Genomic DNA, 18169 nt, shown 5'->3' with positions numbered 1-18169 from the left:
TGCAAAACCCGGAAGCACGGGCTATCTTATGCGATACGAGATCAACCGAACGGGAGAAGACGACCTTGGAGGAACAGCCGGAACCCCGGAGTGAAAGCGCCGATCTCTGCCCCTGCTGCGGCCGCGCCTGCGGCGGCGTCAAGGTGCGGCATGTGACCGGATGCGTCTTTCTGCTCTGTGCAGTCGAGTGGAATAAATACCGCATCGCCGGATGTCCGGCATGCGTCAGACGGGCCTTGAAGCGCCATCTGCGGAGAAATCTCCTGACGGCCAACCTGCTCTGGCCGTTTCTGGTCCTGCCCTCCGTCCTGGCGGCGAAGCGCGGGCTCGACGAACCGGGCCCCTCCCCCGAATGGCAGAAGCTCGTCGACGCGGTCGACCGCCTGAAAGCCGGAATCGCCCGCAATGCGGGAGGAGCGGCTGACGAGCTCCCGCCGCTGCCCGTTGCACCGGAGACGCGCCATTCCGGCGGGGAACCGTTCCGGCCGTCACGCGGTCCATTCGGCAAAAAATGCTTCATCGGCCTTCTGCTGTGGATGCTGCTCGTCCTGCCGGCCGGCAGCTTTCTCTATGCGCTGGCGAGTTATGAACTGCCCTGGGCGGCGGTCGGCCTTCTCGCCCTCTTCGTTCTCGCCGCCCTGAACGGCGGAGGGATCTCCGTCATCGCCCGGTCCTGCCGCTGCCGGTCGCCCATCGGCCTCCGGATCGCGGCGCTGGCGCTCGGCGCCTGGTCGGTCTACCTCAGCTGGGTCGGCTGGGTCTGGATTCTGAATGAATTCTGGAGCCTCGGGCTTATCTTCGATCCCCTGAGGCTGTCGCGGGTGATGCGCTTTGTGGCGGAAGACGGCTTCCGCGCCATGGGGGACCGGGTCGTCAGCGCCTGGGAGTGGTATCTGTTCTGGGCCGCCGAAGCGGGCGTCCTGATCCTGACTCCGGCGGCGATGGTCTGGAACACGCTCAAGTCCGCGCCGGTCTGCCGCTGCGGCCGTCCGTTCGTCCGTTTCTTCTCCCTGCGGCAGCTCAATTTGCCCCCCGACCTCAAAGCGTTCCGGAAACAACTTGAATCCGGGGAGTTCGGCGTGCTGACGGAGCTGCCGCTCCGCACGGGGAATCCGTTCCTCGAAACGGAGATCCTGCATTGCGAAGCCTGCAACGACGACTATCTGCCTGTGGTGCGCATCGTCACGGAAACCCTCGACCCCCGGGGCGAAATCGTCCGGAACAGCGCACCGTGCGCCGCTCCGGTCTTCTGCGGCGCGGCGGCCGTCACCCGGCTCGCCGAACGCCGCGCCGCGCCGGACGTCACTCGGTCATGATGTCGCGACAGGTTTTTCCGCCCGGAATCATCGGCAGCACGTGGTCCTGATAGACGGTGTGGCAGTCGAGCAGAAACGGCCCCGGCGTCTCGAGCATCTCGCGGATCGCGTCCTCAAGCTCCGCCGCATCGTACACGTCGCGCCCCGGAATCCCGTAAGAGCGTGCGATGCCGACGAAGTCCGGAAACGGCCGCCCTCCGCCGACACGCAAATCCGTATTGCCGCGGCGGCTGCCGAAAAAACGGTCTTCCAGCTGGGCGACCATCCCGAGATGCTGGTTGTTCAGAATCACCATTTTTATGCCGATCCCCTCGGTGGAAACCGTCCCGAGCTCCTGAATGTTCATCTGGAACGAGCCGTCGCCGTCGATGTTGACGACCGTCGCCTCCGGCAGGGCGAGCTTCGCCCCCACGGCGGCCGGGAGCCCGAAGCCCATGGCGCCGAGTCCGCCCGAGGTCAGCAGCCGGCGCGGCCGCGTATAAGTGCCGAACTGCGCCGTCCACATCTGATGCTGCCCCACGCCGGGGACGAAGATCGCCTCCTCCCCGCAGAGCCGCGAAAGCGCCTCGACGACCTGCTGGCCTTTCAGTCTGCCGGGTTCGCGCCGGTATCGGAACGGCTGCTCCCGCTTCCAGCCGGCGATCGTCTCCAGCCACGCGCTGCAGCCGGTGTCGAACGGCTCCCGGTTCAACAGCGCAAGCGCCTCCTTCACATCGGCGGCAAGGCCGAGGCCGGCACGGACATTCTTATTGATCTCCGACTCGTCGATATCGATATGGACGATGAAAGCGTGTTCAGCAAACCGGTCCGCGCGGCCGGTCGAACGGTCCGCGAACCGTGCGCCGAGCACCAGCAGCAGGTCGCATTCGTTCACCGCGTAATTCGCGTAATACGAACCGTGCATGCCGAGCCACTTCAGCGAAAGCGGGTGCGTCTCCGGAAACGAGCCGATTCCCATCAGAGTCGTTGCCACCGGAATCCGGTATGAATCGGCGAACCGGAACAACTCCTCCGACGCGCCGGCCGCGATGACTCCGCCCCCGGCCACGATGCAGGGGCGTTCCGAACGGCGGATCGCCTCGCGGATCTCCGCGATTCGTTCCGCAGCGACCGGCGGAGGCAGCTTCTCCCGGCGCGGTTCCGGATGATCGTCGAACCGGAATGCGGATATCTGCTGCTGAATGTCTTTCGGGATATCGATCCAGACCGGTCCGGGGCGGCCGCAGCGCGCCAGGCGGAACGCCTCGACCAGGACCGGCGCGATCTCTCCGGCATGAAGCACCAGGCGGCTGTGCTTCACGATCGGGCGAGACATGCCGATGATGTCGGTCTCCTGAAACGCATTCTTTCCGATCAGGCCGCTTTCGACCTGCCCGGTGATGATCACCATCGGAATGGAGTCCATATAGGCATCGGCGACGCCGGTCAGCAGATTCGTCGCGCCGGGACCGCTCGTCGCCATGCAGACGCCGACACGGCCCGAAGCGCGCGCATAGCCGTTCGCGGCGAAAGCGCCGCCCTGTTCGTGGCGCGGCAGGACCACCCGGATTGATGAATCCGCCAGCGCCTGGTGAAACTCGATCGCCGAACCGCCCGGATAGGCGAAAACCGTTTCCACACCAAGCTGTTCGAGAGTGCGGACCGCAATTTCCGCTCCCTTCATCAACCGGGCGGGGGCGGGTTCCGCCGGTCTGAAACTTCCGTCATTGTCATATTGAATCGCTTCCATGGCCGTAACTCCTCATCAGTTCGCCGTTTGTCTGCAGAATGGGTACAATTCCCCCCGGCAAGACACACCGCGACACGCGGGATTCCGGGACAACATGGTCCCAATGGGAAATCAGGAACGAACGCCGGGAGGGGTTCTCAGAAGAGGGTGCAACGGACGTCGCCGCTGCTGCGAGCCCGGCCGCATCTCCGAGTTATGCTGCGGCCGGGCCGGTAACAGTGACTGTTTCGGCCAATAAAAGCTGTGTGCGGAAAAGATTCTTCATGATGGAGTCAATATAATGTCGCGGTGCGGCTTTTGCAAGTCCGCCGCGAAAAAAAATTGAAAACGAAACCGCTTGGCGCACATTTCATGCAAGATCCGGGTTACAGCAGCGCCGCAATCCGCTTCTTCAGCACCTCCGGCCGCATCCTGAGTTCTCCGTAAAGATCGTCCCCGCCGGAGAAATCAAAACCGGAGTGGCTGGATTCGAGGCAGCGGAGAACCGGGCCGCCGATACCGCGGACCGCCTCCGGCTCATACTCCAGCCGAAGCTCCAGCGCTCCGGCGATGCAGCTCGGCGTCCCGCAATCCCGCCGTCGCTCAGGAAAAGCGCGGTTACGTTCTCAAGGCTCTTTCCGAAGAAATGGTTCAGCGCCCACGCTTCGTCGAGGTTTTCCCCGTCCGCCGGGCTGATATCGGACCTGGACGGCGTCTCGCCCATATCCCTTCACCTCTCCTTTCCGGTTTCATGCGGTAACAGCATAAGATAATCCGGCGCAGCCGGTTTTCAAGTTTGCTTTCGCGCCTCCGGCATGATATACTTTATCCGGTCAACCAGATGGAGGATGATATGCAAACACCCGGACCCGGATGCCGCGGCCTCCTGCCGCTTTTTCTCTTCGGACTCCTGCTGCTGTTCCCCGCCGGATGCAGCTCGGACCCGTTTCTGCACAAGAAAGGACGCAACTGCCTGAAGCTCGAACCCGGCAGACGCGAAGGCCGCATCAACGGCACGCTCGTTTATCTGACCACGCCCGCGGGCGCCGGCGGAGAAGTGACCGGGACCGATCGGAAAACCGTCATCGAACCGCTGCTTTCCATGACGCCCCGCCTCAAACGTCCGCTCCGCACCATCGTCATCGACCCCGGTCACGGCGGCCGGGAGATCGGCGCGCCGGGAACGCTGCACCAGGAGAAGGAGCTGAATCTCGCCCTCGCCCGGAAGCTCCGCGCCGAACTGGAGAAGCGCGGCTGCCGGGTCATCATGACCCGCGACGACGACCGGTTCCTGCCGCTCAACGCGCGCGGCGACCTGCCGGGTGAACGCGATGCGGATCTGTTCCTGTCGATCCACCACAACTCCGCGCGCGACAAAACGGTCTCCGGCGCCGAGATTTACCTGCTGACGCCGGACGGCGTGCCGAGCACCAACGACCCGGCGGACAGCAGACCGCCGGCCGTGCCGCAGGCGGCACGTTCGCTCTGGAACGATATGATTCTGGCCCGTGAAATCCAGTCGCGCCTCATCGAGAAATCCGGGCTGCCGGACCGGGGCATCCGGTTCGCCCGCTTCCGGGTGCTGGTCCGTTCCGCCTGCCCGGCCCTGCTGGTCGAAGCCGGATTCATCTCGAATCCCGAAGAGGAGAAAAAGCTTGCCGACCCGGCCGCGCAGCAGCGGACGGCCGAAGCGATCGCCGACGGCGTCGACGCTTTCCGGAACCGCGCGAAGATCGGCGGATAATCGCCTCCCGAACTTGTATTTCACGGAAAGTCATGCTATGATAAAAGCAACCTTTAAGAAGAGGAGGTGCAATATGGTACTGCAGGTTTACGGCTGGGACCAGTGTCCCCATACAAGACATGCGGTGGAATGGCTCAAGGAGCACAACATTCCATTCGATTATCATGAGATTGAGGAGGAATCCCGGAACGTCATCGAAAAAGTCATCGATGTGAACGGCGGCGACGACTGGGTTGTCCCGACCCTCGAATACAACGGCAAATGGCGCCCGGGCGAAGTGTTCAATCCCGAAAAGCTCGAGAAAGACCTGAAAAACCTCGGCGTCATTCCATAAACGGATTCCGGGACCAGGGGAAACGCATCGCTTTCCCCTCCCCGGCTATTCGCCGCTGCCGTTTTTACTTTCGCTTTCGAGGCTCTTTTCGAACGCTTCCTGATACTTCACGGAGTTCTCGACCAGCGCTTCGAGTTCTTCGCCAGTCAGCGCTTCCATCGCCGCCAGCTCGAACCCCGTCACCACATCGAGAACCTCGGCGGCAAACGCCTGCCCTGCCGGAGTCAGCGTCACGATCTTGCGGCGGCGGTCGGTCTTATGCGGTGTGCGGCACAGATAGCCGCGCTTTTCCAGCTGGTCGAGCGTCAGCGTCATCGTCTGGCGCAACATATTGACCTGATCGGCCAGCACGGCCGGCTCCCCGCCCTCCGGATGGCGCTGCAGATGCTCGAGCACCCAGAGCGTATTGATTGAAATATCCCATCTTTTCAGCAGCCGGCAATAGTTGCGGTCGAGCTTGAACCAGCTGTCCATGAACCGCCTGTGCTGCCGGATCGCGTATGTTCTGTCAACACCCATTCAAAACCCTCATGCTGTTCCCTTCCCGGCGCCGCCGCAGGAAGAACAGCAGCAGCCCGAAGAGAAAAATCCGTGACACCGGCATCGCCGCCCAGACTCCGTTGAGTCCGAAAAAGAGCGGCAGCACCAGCAGACACAACGGCAATATACAGAAGGAATCGCCGTAAATCAAGATCGAAGCCGGAATAATCCGGCCCGAAGCCTGAAAATAAACGCTGCCGACCCGGACCACGCCCAGCAGCAGGAACGCGGACGACCCGATCAGAATTCCGTGCGCCGCCTCCTCCGCCGCCTCGCCGGAGAGCCCCATGCTCCACGGCACGAAGCGGCAGGCGACCATGGAAGCGAACATCATCACAATGCCGAGCAGAAAGGCCGAAACCATTCCGTAATTGCCGATCCGGTGTCCGCGTCGGCAGCGGCCGCCGCCGAAGAAGTAACTCACCAGCGGCTGAACTCCGGCCCCCATGCCGGTCATGAGCATCGAACCGACCGATTCGACCGTGCTGATGACCGTGTAGGCGGCGAGCGCCACTACGCCGCCGTAGGCGAGACTCTGCCAGTTGTGGAAGAACAGCATCGCGCCGATCGAAAGCTGGTTGCCGAACGTCGGAATGCCGAGCGAAAGAATCCGGCCGCACTCCCGCGAAAGCCGCATCTCCCGGATGCGCACGCCCAGCCCCGCATAGCGCGTGAAAAAATAGCCCAGCGAACAGAGCATCGCCATCCCCTGTGCGAGCACCGTCGCCACGGCCGCGCCGACCAGCCCCCAGCCGAGCCCGATCATGAAAAGCGCATCGAGCCCGATGTTGCCGACCAGCCCGACCACGACCAGCCACATGGCCAGAATCGGCCGTCCGTCGTTGCGGATCGCGGTCATCAGCCCCATCGCCACCATCTGCATGACGCCCGCGCCGAGCAGGATCGCCGTATAGCTGTACGCCCCCGGCAGCAGCTCCGGCGTCGCGCCGGAACCGGTCAGGATCAGACCGAGCCAGGGAATGACCAGCAGCGGCAGCAGAACCCCCGCGAGCAGCTCCATCAGCAGCATCCGGTTGAAAAAACGGTTCGCCTCGGCAGCATTCCCGCAGCCGCGTTCCCGGGAAATCAGGATTCCCGCACCGGTGCCGATCATGTCGCCGATGCCGTAGACCAGCATCACGACCGGGAAGGCAAGCGAGATCGCCGCCAATCCCTCTTCGCCCACCGCGATGCCGACGAAAAAAATATCCACGATGCTGTATACCCCTGCAATCAGCATCCCGAGCATCGACGGAGTGATGTAACGGAAAAACAGCTTCAGGTCGCTCATGACTTCCTCTCATTCCCAAATAGTAAATTTATTTATTATATCGTTTCGTAATATAATTTAATTGATGATAAAGTCAAGCACAATCAATAAAATAACGATTCTTTATTTTTTTTCGAAAATAAATTTTTTCACACTTGCTTTTTTGACGATTCTGTATCATAATTAATTTACGAAAATAAATCAACAGGGGGTCGCCCGGAATCATGGCCAGACATAAGAAAGAGATCAACATCAAACTCGTGGCGGAAGAGGCGGGCGTTTCGCTCGCCACCGTGTCGCGGGTCATCAACAACCGGACCGATGTGAGCGAAGCGATGCGCCGCAAAGTCTCGGCGGTAGTCGAGAAGTTCAACTTTGCGCCGACCAAGGGGAGCGAGCGGCGGATCAACATCGGCGTCATCGTCGTCATGGACACCTCGCTCGTGAACGAGTATATCTCGCAGGTGCTCGACGGCGTGGCCGATTACAGCGACGGCGGGTTGCTCGACGTCACGGTGATTTTCTACCGGATCACCCCCGATGCGAAGCCTCTGCTGCAGCTGATCCGCGAACGTCGCTGCGACGCGGTCGTGCTGTTCCCGCCGGAACGGGTCACCGACCAGCTGCCGCAGCTCATCGAATCGGAGATTCCGGTCATGCTGGTCAACGGCAGCACGAACGCCCCGAAAATGGGCTTCCTGAACAACGAATCCTACACCGGCGCCGTCAAGGCGATGGAGTATCTCGCCGAATGCGGACACACGAAGATCGGCTTTCTCTGCAACGCGCTCGAGAACAGCGAGAACCACCAGCAGCGGCTGCAGGGCTACCTGGACGTCATGGCGAAGATCAGCCCGGACCGCAAATCCGGCTGGATCATCCCGCACCAGCCGACGCCCGAGACCACCGAGGCCGGTTACAACCAGTGCACGCAGCTCCTGCTGACCTGTCCGGAAATCACCGCGGTCTTCTGCACGAACGACGAAATGGCGGTCGGCGCGGTCAAGGCCTGCTGGGATGCGAATCTGCGCGTGCCGGAGGACATCTCGATCATCGGCTTCGACGATATTCCGTACGGCCGCTACCTGCACCCGGCGCTGACCACGGTCCGGCAGCCGCTGACCGAGTTCGGCTACCGCGCGGTCAAGTACCTCGATGAACTGCTGAAGAACCAGCGTGCCGGTCTGCCCTGCGAAACGCTGGATACAAAACTGATCGTTCGCGATTCCGTCATGAATATAACCGGGGAGAAAAAACAATGAGACCATCCGCATACCTGACTGCCGGAGCGCTTCTGTTCGGAACCGCTCTCGGCGCGGCAGACTTCCTGCTGACCGACAACGAACGTCCGGGCTGGGGTTCGAACACCTTCCCCGCCGGCGAACCGCGCCTGAAAACCGGGGCGACCCTGTCGGTCGTCACGGACGGGGCATTCGCCTCCAGCCCGGAATTCGCCAAAACCGCGGCCCGGCCCGACGGGACCTTCCGGGCGCTGCTGGACGGGCGGCGCGGACCGGAGGGCGACTGTCAGGGATTCGGCTCCTGGCAGCCGAAGACCCGTTTTGAAAGTTTTGTGATCGACCTCAAAAAGCCGTACGGCCTGACCCGGGCGGCGGTCTGGGCGCAGTTCAATAAAACCCAGAAATCCGGCGATGTCGAAATCCTCGTGAGCTCAGACGGCAAAACCTTCGTTCCGGCCGCCTCCGGCGCATTCGCGGACGGGCTGTCGAGCGAAGCGAATAAGCTCGGCATTCCGCTCGAACTCCCATTCTCCGAACCGGTCACGGCGCAGTATGTGCAGTTCCGGGTCAAGGTGCGCGACGGTTCCCCGCAGCAGGTCATCAGCGAAGTTGCGGTCTGGGGCAACGAGGCCGGAAGCGCGCAGGCGGCTGAAGCGATTGCCGTTCCGGTCGCCCCGGATGTGAAGATCAGCGAAAAACGGCTGAGCGGCAACCCGGCCGGCAACACCTTCCCGGCCGGAGAAGCGGCTCTCGCCACCGGCGCGACACTCAGCTGGGTCACAGACGGGCCATATGCGACGAAGTCCGAAGAGATGCTGAAGACCGGTTCGCGTCCGGACGGCACCTGCCGCGTCCTGCTCGACGGACGGCGCGGCACCGACGGGAACTGCCAGGCGTTCGGCAACTGGGGCGGCCAGTACTATGCAACCTTCACGCTCGACCTGAAGGACACCTATCTCATCACCCGCGCGGCAATCTGGTCGCAGCAGACGAAAACGCAGGGCTTCGAGACCTTCGAGCTTCTGCTGTCGGCGGACGGGGCGAAATTCGTTTCGGTCGGCAGCATAAACTGCCCGGAAGGGCTTCTGAACCAAGCTGAAAAACTTGGTGAACCGGTCGAACTCAAACTCGAAAAACCGGCGGCGGCGCGCTATGTCCGGTTCCGGGTCAAAAAGCATCCGGCCCGCATGCAGATGATCCTCTCCGAGGTCGCGGTCTGGGGCGACCGGCTGCCGCAGGGAGCTGACCGGACCGCCTACCTGCCCGAGAACCAGCGTCCCGAAGTCGCCGTGACGGGAAGCGGCATCGGCTCAAGCGCCCTGACGCTCGACTGGAGCGGCTTCGGCTCAGCCTCGCAGGTGAAAAGTTACCGGGTCTACCGCTCGCAGAAACCGTTTTCGAAAATCACCGAAGAAGGCGTCGAACGGATCGGCGAATATCCGGCCGCGACCGTCAGAACCGTCGTCTATCCGCTGACGCCCGGAGAGACCGGCAGCTACGGCGTGACGGCGGTTTACGACGACGGCGAATACCCGGTCGTCAAGCCGTTCACCTGGACGGCGCCGGGACCGATCGACGTGAAAACCTTCGGCGACATGCTGGCCATCAATCACTTCTGGGGCGGCGGCGGAGCGCGTCATGCCAAGCGCACCCGCGAATGGGAAACCGTTGCGCTCGATCTGCTGGCCGAAACGCCGTTCAAAACGATCCGCTGGTGGGAGAGCTACCCGGAAATCCTCAAAATGCTCTACGAGCGCGGCATCGCGGCGACGACCTTCTCCGGCAAGCGCAATTATGCCAACGGCGGCCGGATGGGCGTCCACCTCTACGGAGCGGGTAACGAGCCGCACCTGCACGGCATCCGGGGGGCCGACTATGCAAAGCGCGTCGCCGACATCAACCGGGAGCTGAAGGCGGATGTGCCGCACGCGCTGCTTTATGCTCCGACCGTCTGCCTCGACGGCCGTTCGCTCGACTTTCTCGAGAAGTTCTACGCGGCGGGAGCAAAAGAGCATTTCGACGTGCTCGACATTCACAACTACCTCGGCAACACGGCCGACTTCGTCTATCCGCCCGGCTATCCGTCCGGCAGCCCCGAAGGACTTTTCGAACGCATCGCGAAAGTCCGGGAGATCATGGCGAAGTACGGCGACGCCGGCAAACCGATGATCACGACCGAATTCGGCTACACCGACTGCAACGTCGCCAATCCGGTCGGGGAGATGACGCCGGAACGCAAGGCCGCGTTCCTCGTGCGCGGACTCATCATCCAGCACGTGCTCGGTTTCCGCCGCGTCTTCGTCTACAGTTTCTGGGACGAAGGCGAGGACCCGAACTACACCGAACACTCCTTCGGCATGCTCGATTACAAAGGGCAGAAGAAACCGGCTTACTACGCCAGCCAGGTGCTCGGCCGCGAACTCGGAAAATGCGTTTACGATTTCCCAATGAAGGGTTCCGATGAGGTGAATTACGGTTACGTCTACCGGAATCCGGAAACGGACCGTTTCGTCACCGTCGTCTGGAACGGCGCTTCCGAAATGGCCGGAACCTTCCGCACCCGGCCGGGAACCGTCACCGTCGTTTCGATGACAGGTGAAAAAAAGGAGATCCGGACCGCGCCGGACGGCTCTTTCCGCACGGTCTTCGGCCCCGCCCCGGTCTATCTCGAAAGCGCCGCTCCGGCGGAGCTGGTGAAAACGGTCGCGGTCGAAGAAAAAACCGCCTCCGACCGCGTCGGTCTCAAGCCCGACTCTCCGGTCGTGGTGACCGGGCCGGGCCGGAAGTCCGAAATCGGAGCGACGCTCACAAATCCGACCGCCGAAACGCTCGAGGTTCACCTTTCGCTCGAAACTCCGGAGGGAAAGGCGCTCGCCTCGAAAACCGTGAAGCTCGCCCCCGGCCAAAGCGAACGCGCCGTGCTGGCGGTACCGGCCCCGGCCGGGCTGATTCTCGACCGTTACGAACTTGCGATCAACTATGAGGGAAAGTACGAAAGCCGTTCCGACAAGACCACGCTCTTCGTCCGCCGCCTCGCGGAGAAGCCCGGCGTGACGACGGGAAAGATGTACGGTTATCAAAACGACGTTTATGTGCTCTCTGACGACACGCTTGAAGTCACCGTCGATCCGCAGCGCGGCGGACGCATCCTCGAGATTTTCGACCGGCGGACCGGCGCCAACCAGATCACCGTCCCGTACGACCGCCTCGGCGGACTGCACAACATCGCGTTCTACTACTGCATCTGGGATGAAGTCAGGGCGCCGAACGGCAGCGGCATCGGCCGCAATACGCCGTACAAAGTCCGGCTCCTGCCGGACGGCATTGAAATGTCGGCCGAAAACCCCGGCAATCTCGCAGCAGTCAAGACATTGACCCTGAAGGGAAACGGTGTTCTCGACCTGAAAGTCCGGCTTGACAGCCGCAGCAGCCGGGAGCTGGCCTGCTCGTGGTACATGCACCCGGAATACACGGTCGGAGGCGAAGCGGTCAGCCACTCCGATCTGCTGACGCTGCCGATCGGCGGCAAAGAGCTCGAAATTCCGTACTGGACCGGTCTCGGCGACCGGACGACACCGGAATTCTCCGATGGTTACTGGCTGCTGACCAGCCCGTCGAAACATTACCGGATCCGCCAGGATTTCTCCCTTGACGAATTCCGCAAGCCGCGCCTCTGGTTCGGCATCGGCTGCTGCAACTTCGAAATGGAGAGCAGCAGGGATCTGAAGCTCGCTCCGGGCCAAAGCTGGACCGGTGATCTGAAATGGACGTTTTCAACCCTCAAACAATAAAGGAAGCCGTTATGAAAAAACAATTCACTTTGATCGAGCTTCTCGTGGTGATCGCGATCATCGCCATCCTCGCCGCGATGCTGCTGCCGGCACTCCAGCAGGCGCGTGAACGCGGCAAAAACATCGCCTGCGTCAACAACCTGAAGCAACAGGGGACCGAAGTCACGATGTACATCAATGACTATCAGGGCTACATTGTTCCGGCCAAGACGAAAACCCTGCCGCCCGGTCAGGGCGGCACCAACTGGAATCACAATTATGCGCGGCTTCTCGGCATTCTTTACCAGCAGAGGAGCACAAACGATCCGAACCGGTTCCGCCCCTCCACCTACAGCTGCCCGTCCAACAACGAAAAATACGGGGAAAACGATTACTCGTGGTGGTCCAGGGGATACGGGTTCAACGCCTTCAACAAAGCCGTCAACGGCGAAGCCAATGCGGGACTCATGACCGCCATCGACGGAAGCGGCGCGATCCAGCATTCGATTCCGCGTAAAATCAGCGCGGTTCCCAGTCCGGGCTCCGTTATGGCGATCTGCGATATCCGCAATGACATCGTCTACTATAACAGCGGTTCGGTCAATCCGGCCAACGGCTATATCCGTCACGGACAGGGAGGCAATGTCTGCTACCTGGACGGGCATGTCAAATCGCACAACGCGGCGGCTTATAAGGAACGTCTGCTGAAAAGCGACGGAAAACCCGAGTCCATCGCCTATTACAAGCATACAGGAAACGATTGATCATGAGTATTGAAATCTTCGCGCCCGCCCTCCCCTCGATCCCGTGGCAGGAGCGTCCGGCCGGCTCGCGTGAAACCGTCTGGCGGTACAGCGGCAACCCGGTCATCGGCCGCGACGCGACGCCGACCTCGAACAGTGTGTTCAACAGCGCAGTCGTACCGTTCCGGGACGGGTTCGCCGGCGTTTTCCGCGCCGACGACCGCCGCCGCTACATGCAGCTGCACACCGGTTTCAGCAAAGACGGCATCGACTGGGAGCTCACGCCGGAACCGATCCGCTTCCTCCCGGAATGCCCGTCGGCGGGGAGCTTCACGCAAGGATACGATCCGCGCGTTCTCTGGCTTGAGGACCGCTGGTACGTCATCTGGTGCAACTGCGTGAACGGGCCGACCATCGGGCTCGGGTACACCTTTGATTTCAAGGAGTTCCATCAGCTGCCGAACGCATTTCCGCCGTTCAACCGCAACGGCGTCCTGTTCCCGCGCAAGATCGGCGGGAAATATGCGATGCTGAACCGTCCGAGCGACAACGGGCACACGCCGTTCGGAGATATCTTCTACTGCGAAAGTCCGGATCTCCGGCACTGGGGCTATCACCGTCACGTCATGTCGGCCACCGACGGCTGGCAGGCAACCAAAATCGGCGCCGGCCCGATCCCGATCGAAACCAGTGAAGGGTGGCTGCTCTTCTATCACGGCGTTTTGACCAGCTGCAACGGTTTCGTTTACAGCTTCGGCGCCGCGCTGCTCGACCGCGAAGAACCGTGGAAGGTACTTGCACGCTCAAAGGAGTACCTGCTCGCCCCGCGCGAACTCTACGAGTGTGTCGGCGATGTTCCGAACGTAACCTTCCCGTGCGCCGCCCTATGCGACGCCCCCACCGGACGCATCGCGCTCTACTACGGCTGCGCCGACTCGGTCACCGGCCTCGCCTTCTGCCGCGCCGATGAAGTCATCGCCCGTCTTCTCTGAACTTCCCTTTCTCCATGTTCAAAGGGAGGAACCGCTTCCCGGCCGGCGGAACGCCCGCGCCGGGAAGAAGGAGACGGGGGAGAACCAGGCGCCTCCCCCACTCTCCCCGTCCGCCGTCAATGGTCAGCGAACCTTGAACGTGCGGATTTCGAACGGCTTGAACTCGAGTTCGACCGCGTCTCCACGGAATTCAAAACTGCCGAGCTCCTCCCATTCGATCAGGTTTGTTTCGACCAGCTTCACACCGCTGAGCGTCGTGCGAAGCGTCGCGGCGGTTGCGCTGCCGGCCGTTTCGACGAGGCGGATCACGAGATCGTCGCTCTTCTCGGCTTTCTTGACGACTTCGAGCGAAACACTTCCGCCGGAAACCGAGAACGGAGCGGCAACCTTTGCGGCGCGGCCGGGAAGCAGAATCGGCGCCCGGTTCAGCTGCACGGCCTCGCTCCAGACGTTCGACTCGGTCAGGCTGCCGGTATGCGGCAGATAGGCATAGGTGAAAACCTGCCTGCCCTGGTCAGCTTCCCAATCCGGATATTTCGGAGAACGCAGCAGACACAGATCGAGGTTCCCCTGGTTCGTCCGGTAGCCGTATTTGCAGTCGGTCAGCAGCGCCGCGCCGTAATTCGACGCGGAGAAGTCGACGTACCGGTGGCCGACCACCTCGAACTTCGCCATATCCCAGCTCGTATTGCCGTGGGTCGGCCGCTTCGCATAGCCGTACTGGATCTCGAACGCGGCCTCGGAGGTCTGCACAGCAACCGGGAAGTTGACCCGCAGCATCCGGCGGCTCTCATGCCAGTCCACCTCGGTCACAAAGTCGAGCCGCTTCGAATTGACGGCCAGCCGGACCTTCTGGCGGATAAGCGAAGCTTCGCCGATCTTCCACTCGAACGACATGGTCGACTCAACCGGGCCGGCCGCGACCTTCGAATGCGACACGAGTTCGGCGCCGGTCCGCTGCTCCTGATCGTAGAAAACATCGACGTCCCACGCTTCGAAGGTGTTCGGGCGGTCGACATAGAGATTGAACACGTTGCCGTTCTCGCCGGGACGCAGCGTTTCGCGCCCGGTCTCCTTGTCGAAAGCGCGGACAAGCTCGCCGCGCGCATCGAACTCATAGCGGATCAGCGTGTTTTCGAGGATCAGGCTGCCGTTCTCAAGCACCTGCGGCGACAGCTTCTTCCCGCGTTTCCAGACGGCAACACCGGAGGCCGGAACCGTCCCGAGCGCCCGGAGCCCCTGTACTTCGACCGCATTGCCTTCGGAATCGATGACTTCACAATCCTCCCATCCGGCCGGCAGATCGATCACATTCGTATACGGCGTCGAAACCGTATTGACGAGCGTCAGCGCATCGGCCTCCGGCACGGTCACGGCTTCTCCGGCGCGGCGGATCAGCCGTTCGCAGAGCTCGAACAGCGCCGCATGTTCCTTCTCGGTCACCTCGTAGACCTTGCGGATCGAGGAACCCGGGATGATATCATGGAACTGATTGATGAGAAGCGTTTTCCACGCTTTGTCAAGCTCTTCGGCCGGATAGTCGGCCCGCGGCGCCATCGAGCAGAGGAATTCGGTCGCCGCCAGAAGCTGCTCAAGCTTGCGGTTGTTGCGCTTCGTGCGCGACTGGGTGGTCAGCGTGCCGCGGTGCATCTCGAGATAAAGCTCGCCGACCCAGCGGCAGAGCTTGCGGTTCCTGACCGCATCGCTCGCGGCCAGCCGTTCGAAGAACTTGTCGGCCCGCCCGAAGCTGACCTTCGGCATGCCTTCCATGTTTCCGAGCAGCAGCGCCCGCTCGATATGCTCCTCCTTCGGGCCGCCGCCGCCGTCGCCGATGCCGAAGAGGCTGATGAACTCATCGAGCAGGTCGGACTCCTTGAAGCGGTTCTGCGCCGCAACCAGCTCCTCCGGGACGACGAACGCGTTATAGGTGTCCTCCGGCGGGAAGTGGGTCAACACTTCGCTGCCGTCGATGCCCTCCCAGAAGAAGGTGTTGTGCGGGAAGCGGTTGAACTGGTTCCACGAAATTTTCTGGGTCAGGAAGAAGTCGCAGCCGGACTTGCGGATGATCTGCGGCAGGGCCGCCGAGTAACCGAATACGTCCGGAATCCACAGATTCTTCACGTCGAACCCGAATTCGTCCATGTAGAAGTTCTTGCCGTGCAGGAACTGGCGGACCATCGACTCGCCGGAGATCAAATTGCAGTCGGCCTCGACCCACATGCCGCCCTGCAGCTCCCAGCGGCCTTCGGCGATGCGCTGCTTGATCTTCTCGTAAAGCTTCGGGTAGTGCTCCTTCACAAACGCATAGTGCTGCGGCTGCGAGGCGCCGAACACATAGCCCGGATATTTATCCATCATATCGAGCTGGTTGGCGAAGGTGCGCGCACACTTGCGGACCGTCTCCCGGACCGGCCAGAGCCAGCCTGTGTCGATATGGGCGTGCCCGACCGCGCTGACCTTCAGCGCCGACGCGAGCGCCGGCAGCGCCAGCATCTTCGCGAGCGGTTCACGGGCCTTCGCGGCATTGGCCGGATCGTCGGCATAGAGATTGACCGTCTCGTTCATGGCCGCGAGAAGCCTGCGGCGGCGGTAATCGTTTTCGGGAAGCGTATCGTAGTAATTCAGAAGCAGTTCCATCTCAATGCGCAAATGCCAGAGCTCGGTATTGAACAAACCGATCCGCATGACCTTGACCTTGCCCGGGAAATACCCCGCCGGCTTCTCGATGAGCCGGTGCGGCTCCTCATCCATATAGACGCCGAAGATCGAATTCGCGGCCGCTTCGATCCAGAGGTCGACGGCGCCGCCCCTGCGCAGCGACTCCGGAACCTGGAAGAACTCCTTCGTGTAGTGCGTATTGAAGAGGCTGTTGCCGGTCGTCGCGCAGAGCGGAAGCCCGTCGGCGTCGAAGATCAGGCTTTCGCCGGAGAGGTTCAACTGGAGGGCGACGGGACGGTCCTTCCACGACTCCGGCAGCTGCGCCTTCAGCCGGAACCAGGCGCTGTCCCATGCCTCGCCCCAGTCGCCGCCGACATCGATCGGCCGGTACTCGAGTGTTTCGCGCTCCTCCCAGCGAACCGGCTCGGCGGTACGGGCGAACTCCGCCGCCGGAATGATCGTCTCAGACAAAAGATCGGGTTCGCAGCGCCGCAGAAAACGGCGGCAGCGATCCAGATACAGCTTCATTTCTTCCTGTCGCATCCGACTTTCCTTTCCTTGAAACACAAAAATACAACCGATTGCATTTGTATTTATAACATATCATCGCTTCGAAAAAATACAATCCCCGGAAACAGCGAAAAAACGCAAAGCGAAAGCGGCAATGCGCAACCGGGAAGAATTGGCCGCCCCCTTTCCCCGGCGAAAAAAAACGCGGTCCGGGTGATTGCGGACTGCTGCATCACCGGCAGATCCGGTTTCCTTCAGGACCTCGATCCGGCCATACCGCGCCGGAAGGGCTCCTGTCTGCCGGCCGACGGCGCAAGGATACGGCTCCGGGTTGTAAAAGCGGCGGGGATGCGGTATATTAGAATATTTCCCGAACAGCATTCCACGATTCAAGGAGGGTGAGAAGATGGGGCACATCGCAAACAACGCCGCCGAACTGATCGGACATACGCCGCTCGTGCGGATCAACAAGCTCAACCGCGGCAACGCGGAAATTCTCGTAAAAGTCGAATCCGCCAATCCCGGCGGCAGCGTGAAGGACCGCGTCGGCCTCGCAATGATCGCGGACGCCGAAAAACGCGGGCTCCTGAAGCCCGGCAGCCTCATCGTCGAACCGACCAGCGGCAACACCGGGATCGGGCTCGCCCTCGCGGCGGCGGTCAAAGGATACCGGCTGATCCTGACCATGCCGGACACCATGAGCATCGAACGGCGCAAGCTCCTCGCGGCCTACGGCGCGGAGGTCGTGCTGACCGACGGCGCGCTCGGCATGAAGGGGGCCATCGCCAAAGCGGAGGAGATCCGCGATGCGAATCCCGGCAGCTTCATCCCGCAGCAATTCGCCAACCCCGCGAATCCGGCAGTCCACAAGGCGACGACCGGACCGGAGATCTGGGCTGATGCCGATGGAAAAATCGACGCGTTCATCGCCGGAGTCGGCACGGGCGGGACCATCACCGGAGTCGGCAGCTATCTGAAGGAGCGCAATCCGGCCGTCAAACTCATCGCAGTCGAACCGGACACCTCGGCGGTCCTCTCCGGCCGTCCGGCGGGACCGCACAAAATTCAGGGAATCGGCGCCGGCTTCGTGCCGGATGTGCTCGACCGCAAGCTGATCGACAGAGTCGTCACGGTCAGCGCGGAAAAAGCCGGGGAAGTTGCCCGGGAGTGCGCGAAAAGCGAAGGACTCCTGATCGGCATCTCCTCCGGCGCGGCGCTCGCCGCCGCCCTCGAAATGAGCCGGCAGCCCGAATGGCGCGGAAAAACCCTCGTCGTCCTGCTGCCGGATTCCGGCGAACGCTACCTGTCGACCTGGCTTTTCGAAAACATTTAGAGTTTATCCC

General features: G+C 61.9%; 13 protein-coding genes. 8 read left to right on the top strand and 5 right to left on the bottom strand.

Going from position 1 to position 18169, the window contains the following annotated elements:
- The first annotated feature begins 65 nt into the window (after nucleotides 1–65).
- Nucleotides 66–1316, top strand: coding sequence for a hypothetical protein (locus tag FYJ85_RS20265; protein ID WP_154420537.1), 1251 nt, complete (start codon nucleotides 66–68; stop codon nucleotides 1314–1316).
- Here the strand turns inward: FYJ85_RS20265 and ilvB are convergent.
- Together ilvB and FYJ85_RS20255 are read right to left on the bottom strand one after the other, a co-directional pair.
- On the bottom strand, nucleotides 1303–3045 hold the full coding sequence (gene ilvB / locus FYJ85_RS20260; RefSeq protein ID WP_154420536.1) for a biosynthetic-type acetolactate synthase large subunit: 1743 nt from the start codon (nucleotides 3043–3045) through the stop codon (nucleotides 1303–1305). The genes FYJ85_RS20265 and ilvB overlap by 14 nt on opposite strands.
- A gap of 391 nt (nucleotides 3046–3436) precedes the next feature.
- Entirely contained in the window at nucleotides 3437–3748 is a 312-nt protein-coding gene (locus FYJ85_RS20255) for a hypothetical protein (RefSeq protein WP_154420535.1), read from the bottom strand.
- 129 nt (nucleotides 3749–3877) lie between these two features.
- On the opposite strand from FYJ85_RS20255, the gene FYJ85_RS20250 reads away from it, so the two are divergent.
- Both FYJ85_RS20250 and FYJ85_RS20245 read left to right on the top strand, forming a co-directional pair.
- Complete coding sequence (locus tag FYJ85_RS20250; protein ID WP_177995012.1) at nucleotides 3878–4768, top strand: N-acetylmuramoyl-L-alanine amidase family protein; 891 nt, start codon at nucleotides 3878–3880, stop codon at nucleotides 4766–4768.
- Between the two features lie 73 nt (nucleotides 4769–4841).
- Entirely contained in the window at nucleotides 4842–5102 is a 261-nt protein-coding gene (locus tag FYJ85_RS20245) for a glutaredoxin family protein (RefSeq protein WP_154420533.1), read from the top strand.
- Between the two features lie 45 nt (nucleotides 5103–5147).
- Here the strand turns inward: FYJ85_RS20245 and FYJ85_RS20240 are convergent, their stop codons facing one another.
- Together FYJ85_RS20240 and FYJ85_RS20235 are read right to left on the bottom strand one after the other, a co-directional pair.
- Nucleotides 5148–5621, bottom strand: coding sequence for a MarR family winged helix-turn-helix transcriptional regulator (locus FYJ85_RS20240; RefSeq protein ID WP_154420532.1), 474 nt, complete (start codon nucleotides 5619–5621; stop codon nucleotides 5148–5150).
- The gene (locus FYJ85_RS20235; RefSeq protein ID WP_154420531.1) at nucleotides 5611–6933 is read right to left on the bottom strand and encodes an MATE family efflux transporter; all 1323 of its coding nucleotides are present in this window, start codon (nucleotides 6931–6933) and stop codon (nucleotides 5611–5613) included. Before FYJ85_RS20235 ends, FYJ85_RS20240 begins: the two co-directional genes overlap by 11 nt.
- Nucleotides 6934–7136: 203 nt before the next feature.
- On the opposite strand from FYJ85_RS20235, the gene FYJ85_RS20230 reads away from it, so the two are divergent.
- The 4 genes from FYJ85_RS20230 to FYJ85_RS20215 are packed head-to-tail and all read left to right on the top strand — an operon-like array spanning nucleotide 7137 to nucleotide 13658.
- Nucleotides 7137–8174, top strand: coding sequence for a LacI family DNA-binding transcriptional regulator (locus FYJ85_RS20230; RefSeq protein WP_106051623.1), 1038 nt, complete (start codon nucleotides 7137–7139; stop codon nucleotides 8172–8174).
- On the top strand, nucleotides 8171–11944 hold the full coding sequence (locus FYJ85_RS20225; protein ID WP_154420530.1) for a discoidin domain-containing protein: 3774 nt from the start codon (nucleotides 8171–8173) through the stop codon (nucleotides 11942–11944). The genes FYJ85_RS20230 and FYJ85_RS20225 overlap by 4 nt, the downstream gene beginning before the upstream one ends.
- A gap of 11 nt (nucleotides 11945–11955) precedes the next feature.
- Nucleotides 11956–12687, top strand: a complete 732-nt coding sequence (locus tag FYJ85_RS24245; protein ID WP_158703662.1) for a prepilin-type N-terminal cleavage/methylation domain-containing protein — start codon at nucleotides 11956–11958, stop codon at nucleotides 12685–12687.
- A 2-nt stretch (nucleotides 12688–12689) separates the two neighbouring features.
- Nucleotides 12690–13658 (top strand): glycoside hydrolase family 130 protein, encoded by a 969-nt coding sequence (locus FYJ85_RS20215; RefSeq protein ID WP_154420528.1) that lies wholly within the window; start codon nucleotides 12690–12692, stop codon nucleotides 13656–13658.
- A 123-nt stretch (nucleotides 13659–13781) separates the two neighbouring features.
- Here FYJ85_RS20215 and FYJ85_RS20210 read toward each other — a convergent pair whose 3' ends face one another.
- On the bottom strand, nucleotides 13782–16859 hold the full coding sequence (locus tag FYJ85_RS20210; RefSeq protein ID WP_154420527.1) for an alpha-mannosidase: 3078 nt from the start codon (nucleotides 16857–16859) through the stop codon (nucleotides 13782–13784).
- Nucleotides 16860–17232: 373 nt separating this feature from the next.
- On the opposite strand from FYJ85_RS20210, the gene cysK reads away from it, so the two are divergent.
- On the top strand, nucleotides 17233–18159 hold the full coding sequence (cysK, locus tag FYJ85_RS20205) for a cysteine synthase A (RefSeq protein ID WP_106051637.1): 927 nt from the start codon (nucleotides 17233–17235) through the stop codon (nucleotides 18157–18159).
- Nucleotides 18160–18169: the final 10 nt, after the last annotated feature.

Origin of the sequence: Victivallis lenta, assembly GCF_009695545.1 — a bacterium.
GTDB lineage: Bacteria > Verrucomicrobiota > Lentisphaeria > Victivallales > Victivallaceae > Victivallis > Victivallis lenta.
The sequence above is the reverse complement of the archived record's forward strand: the minus strand, read 5'-3'. Positions and strand labels throughout refer to the sequence as shown.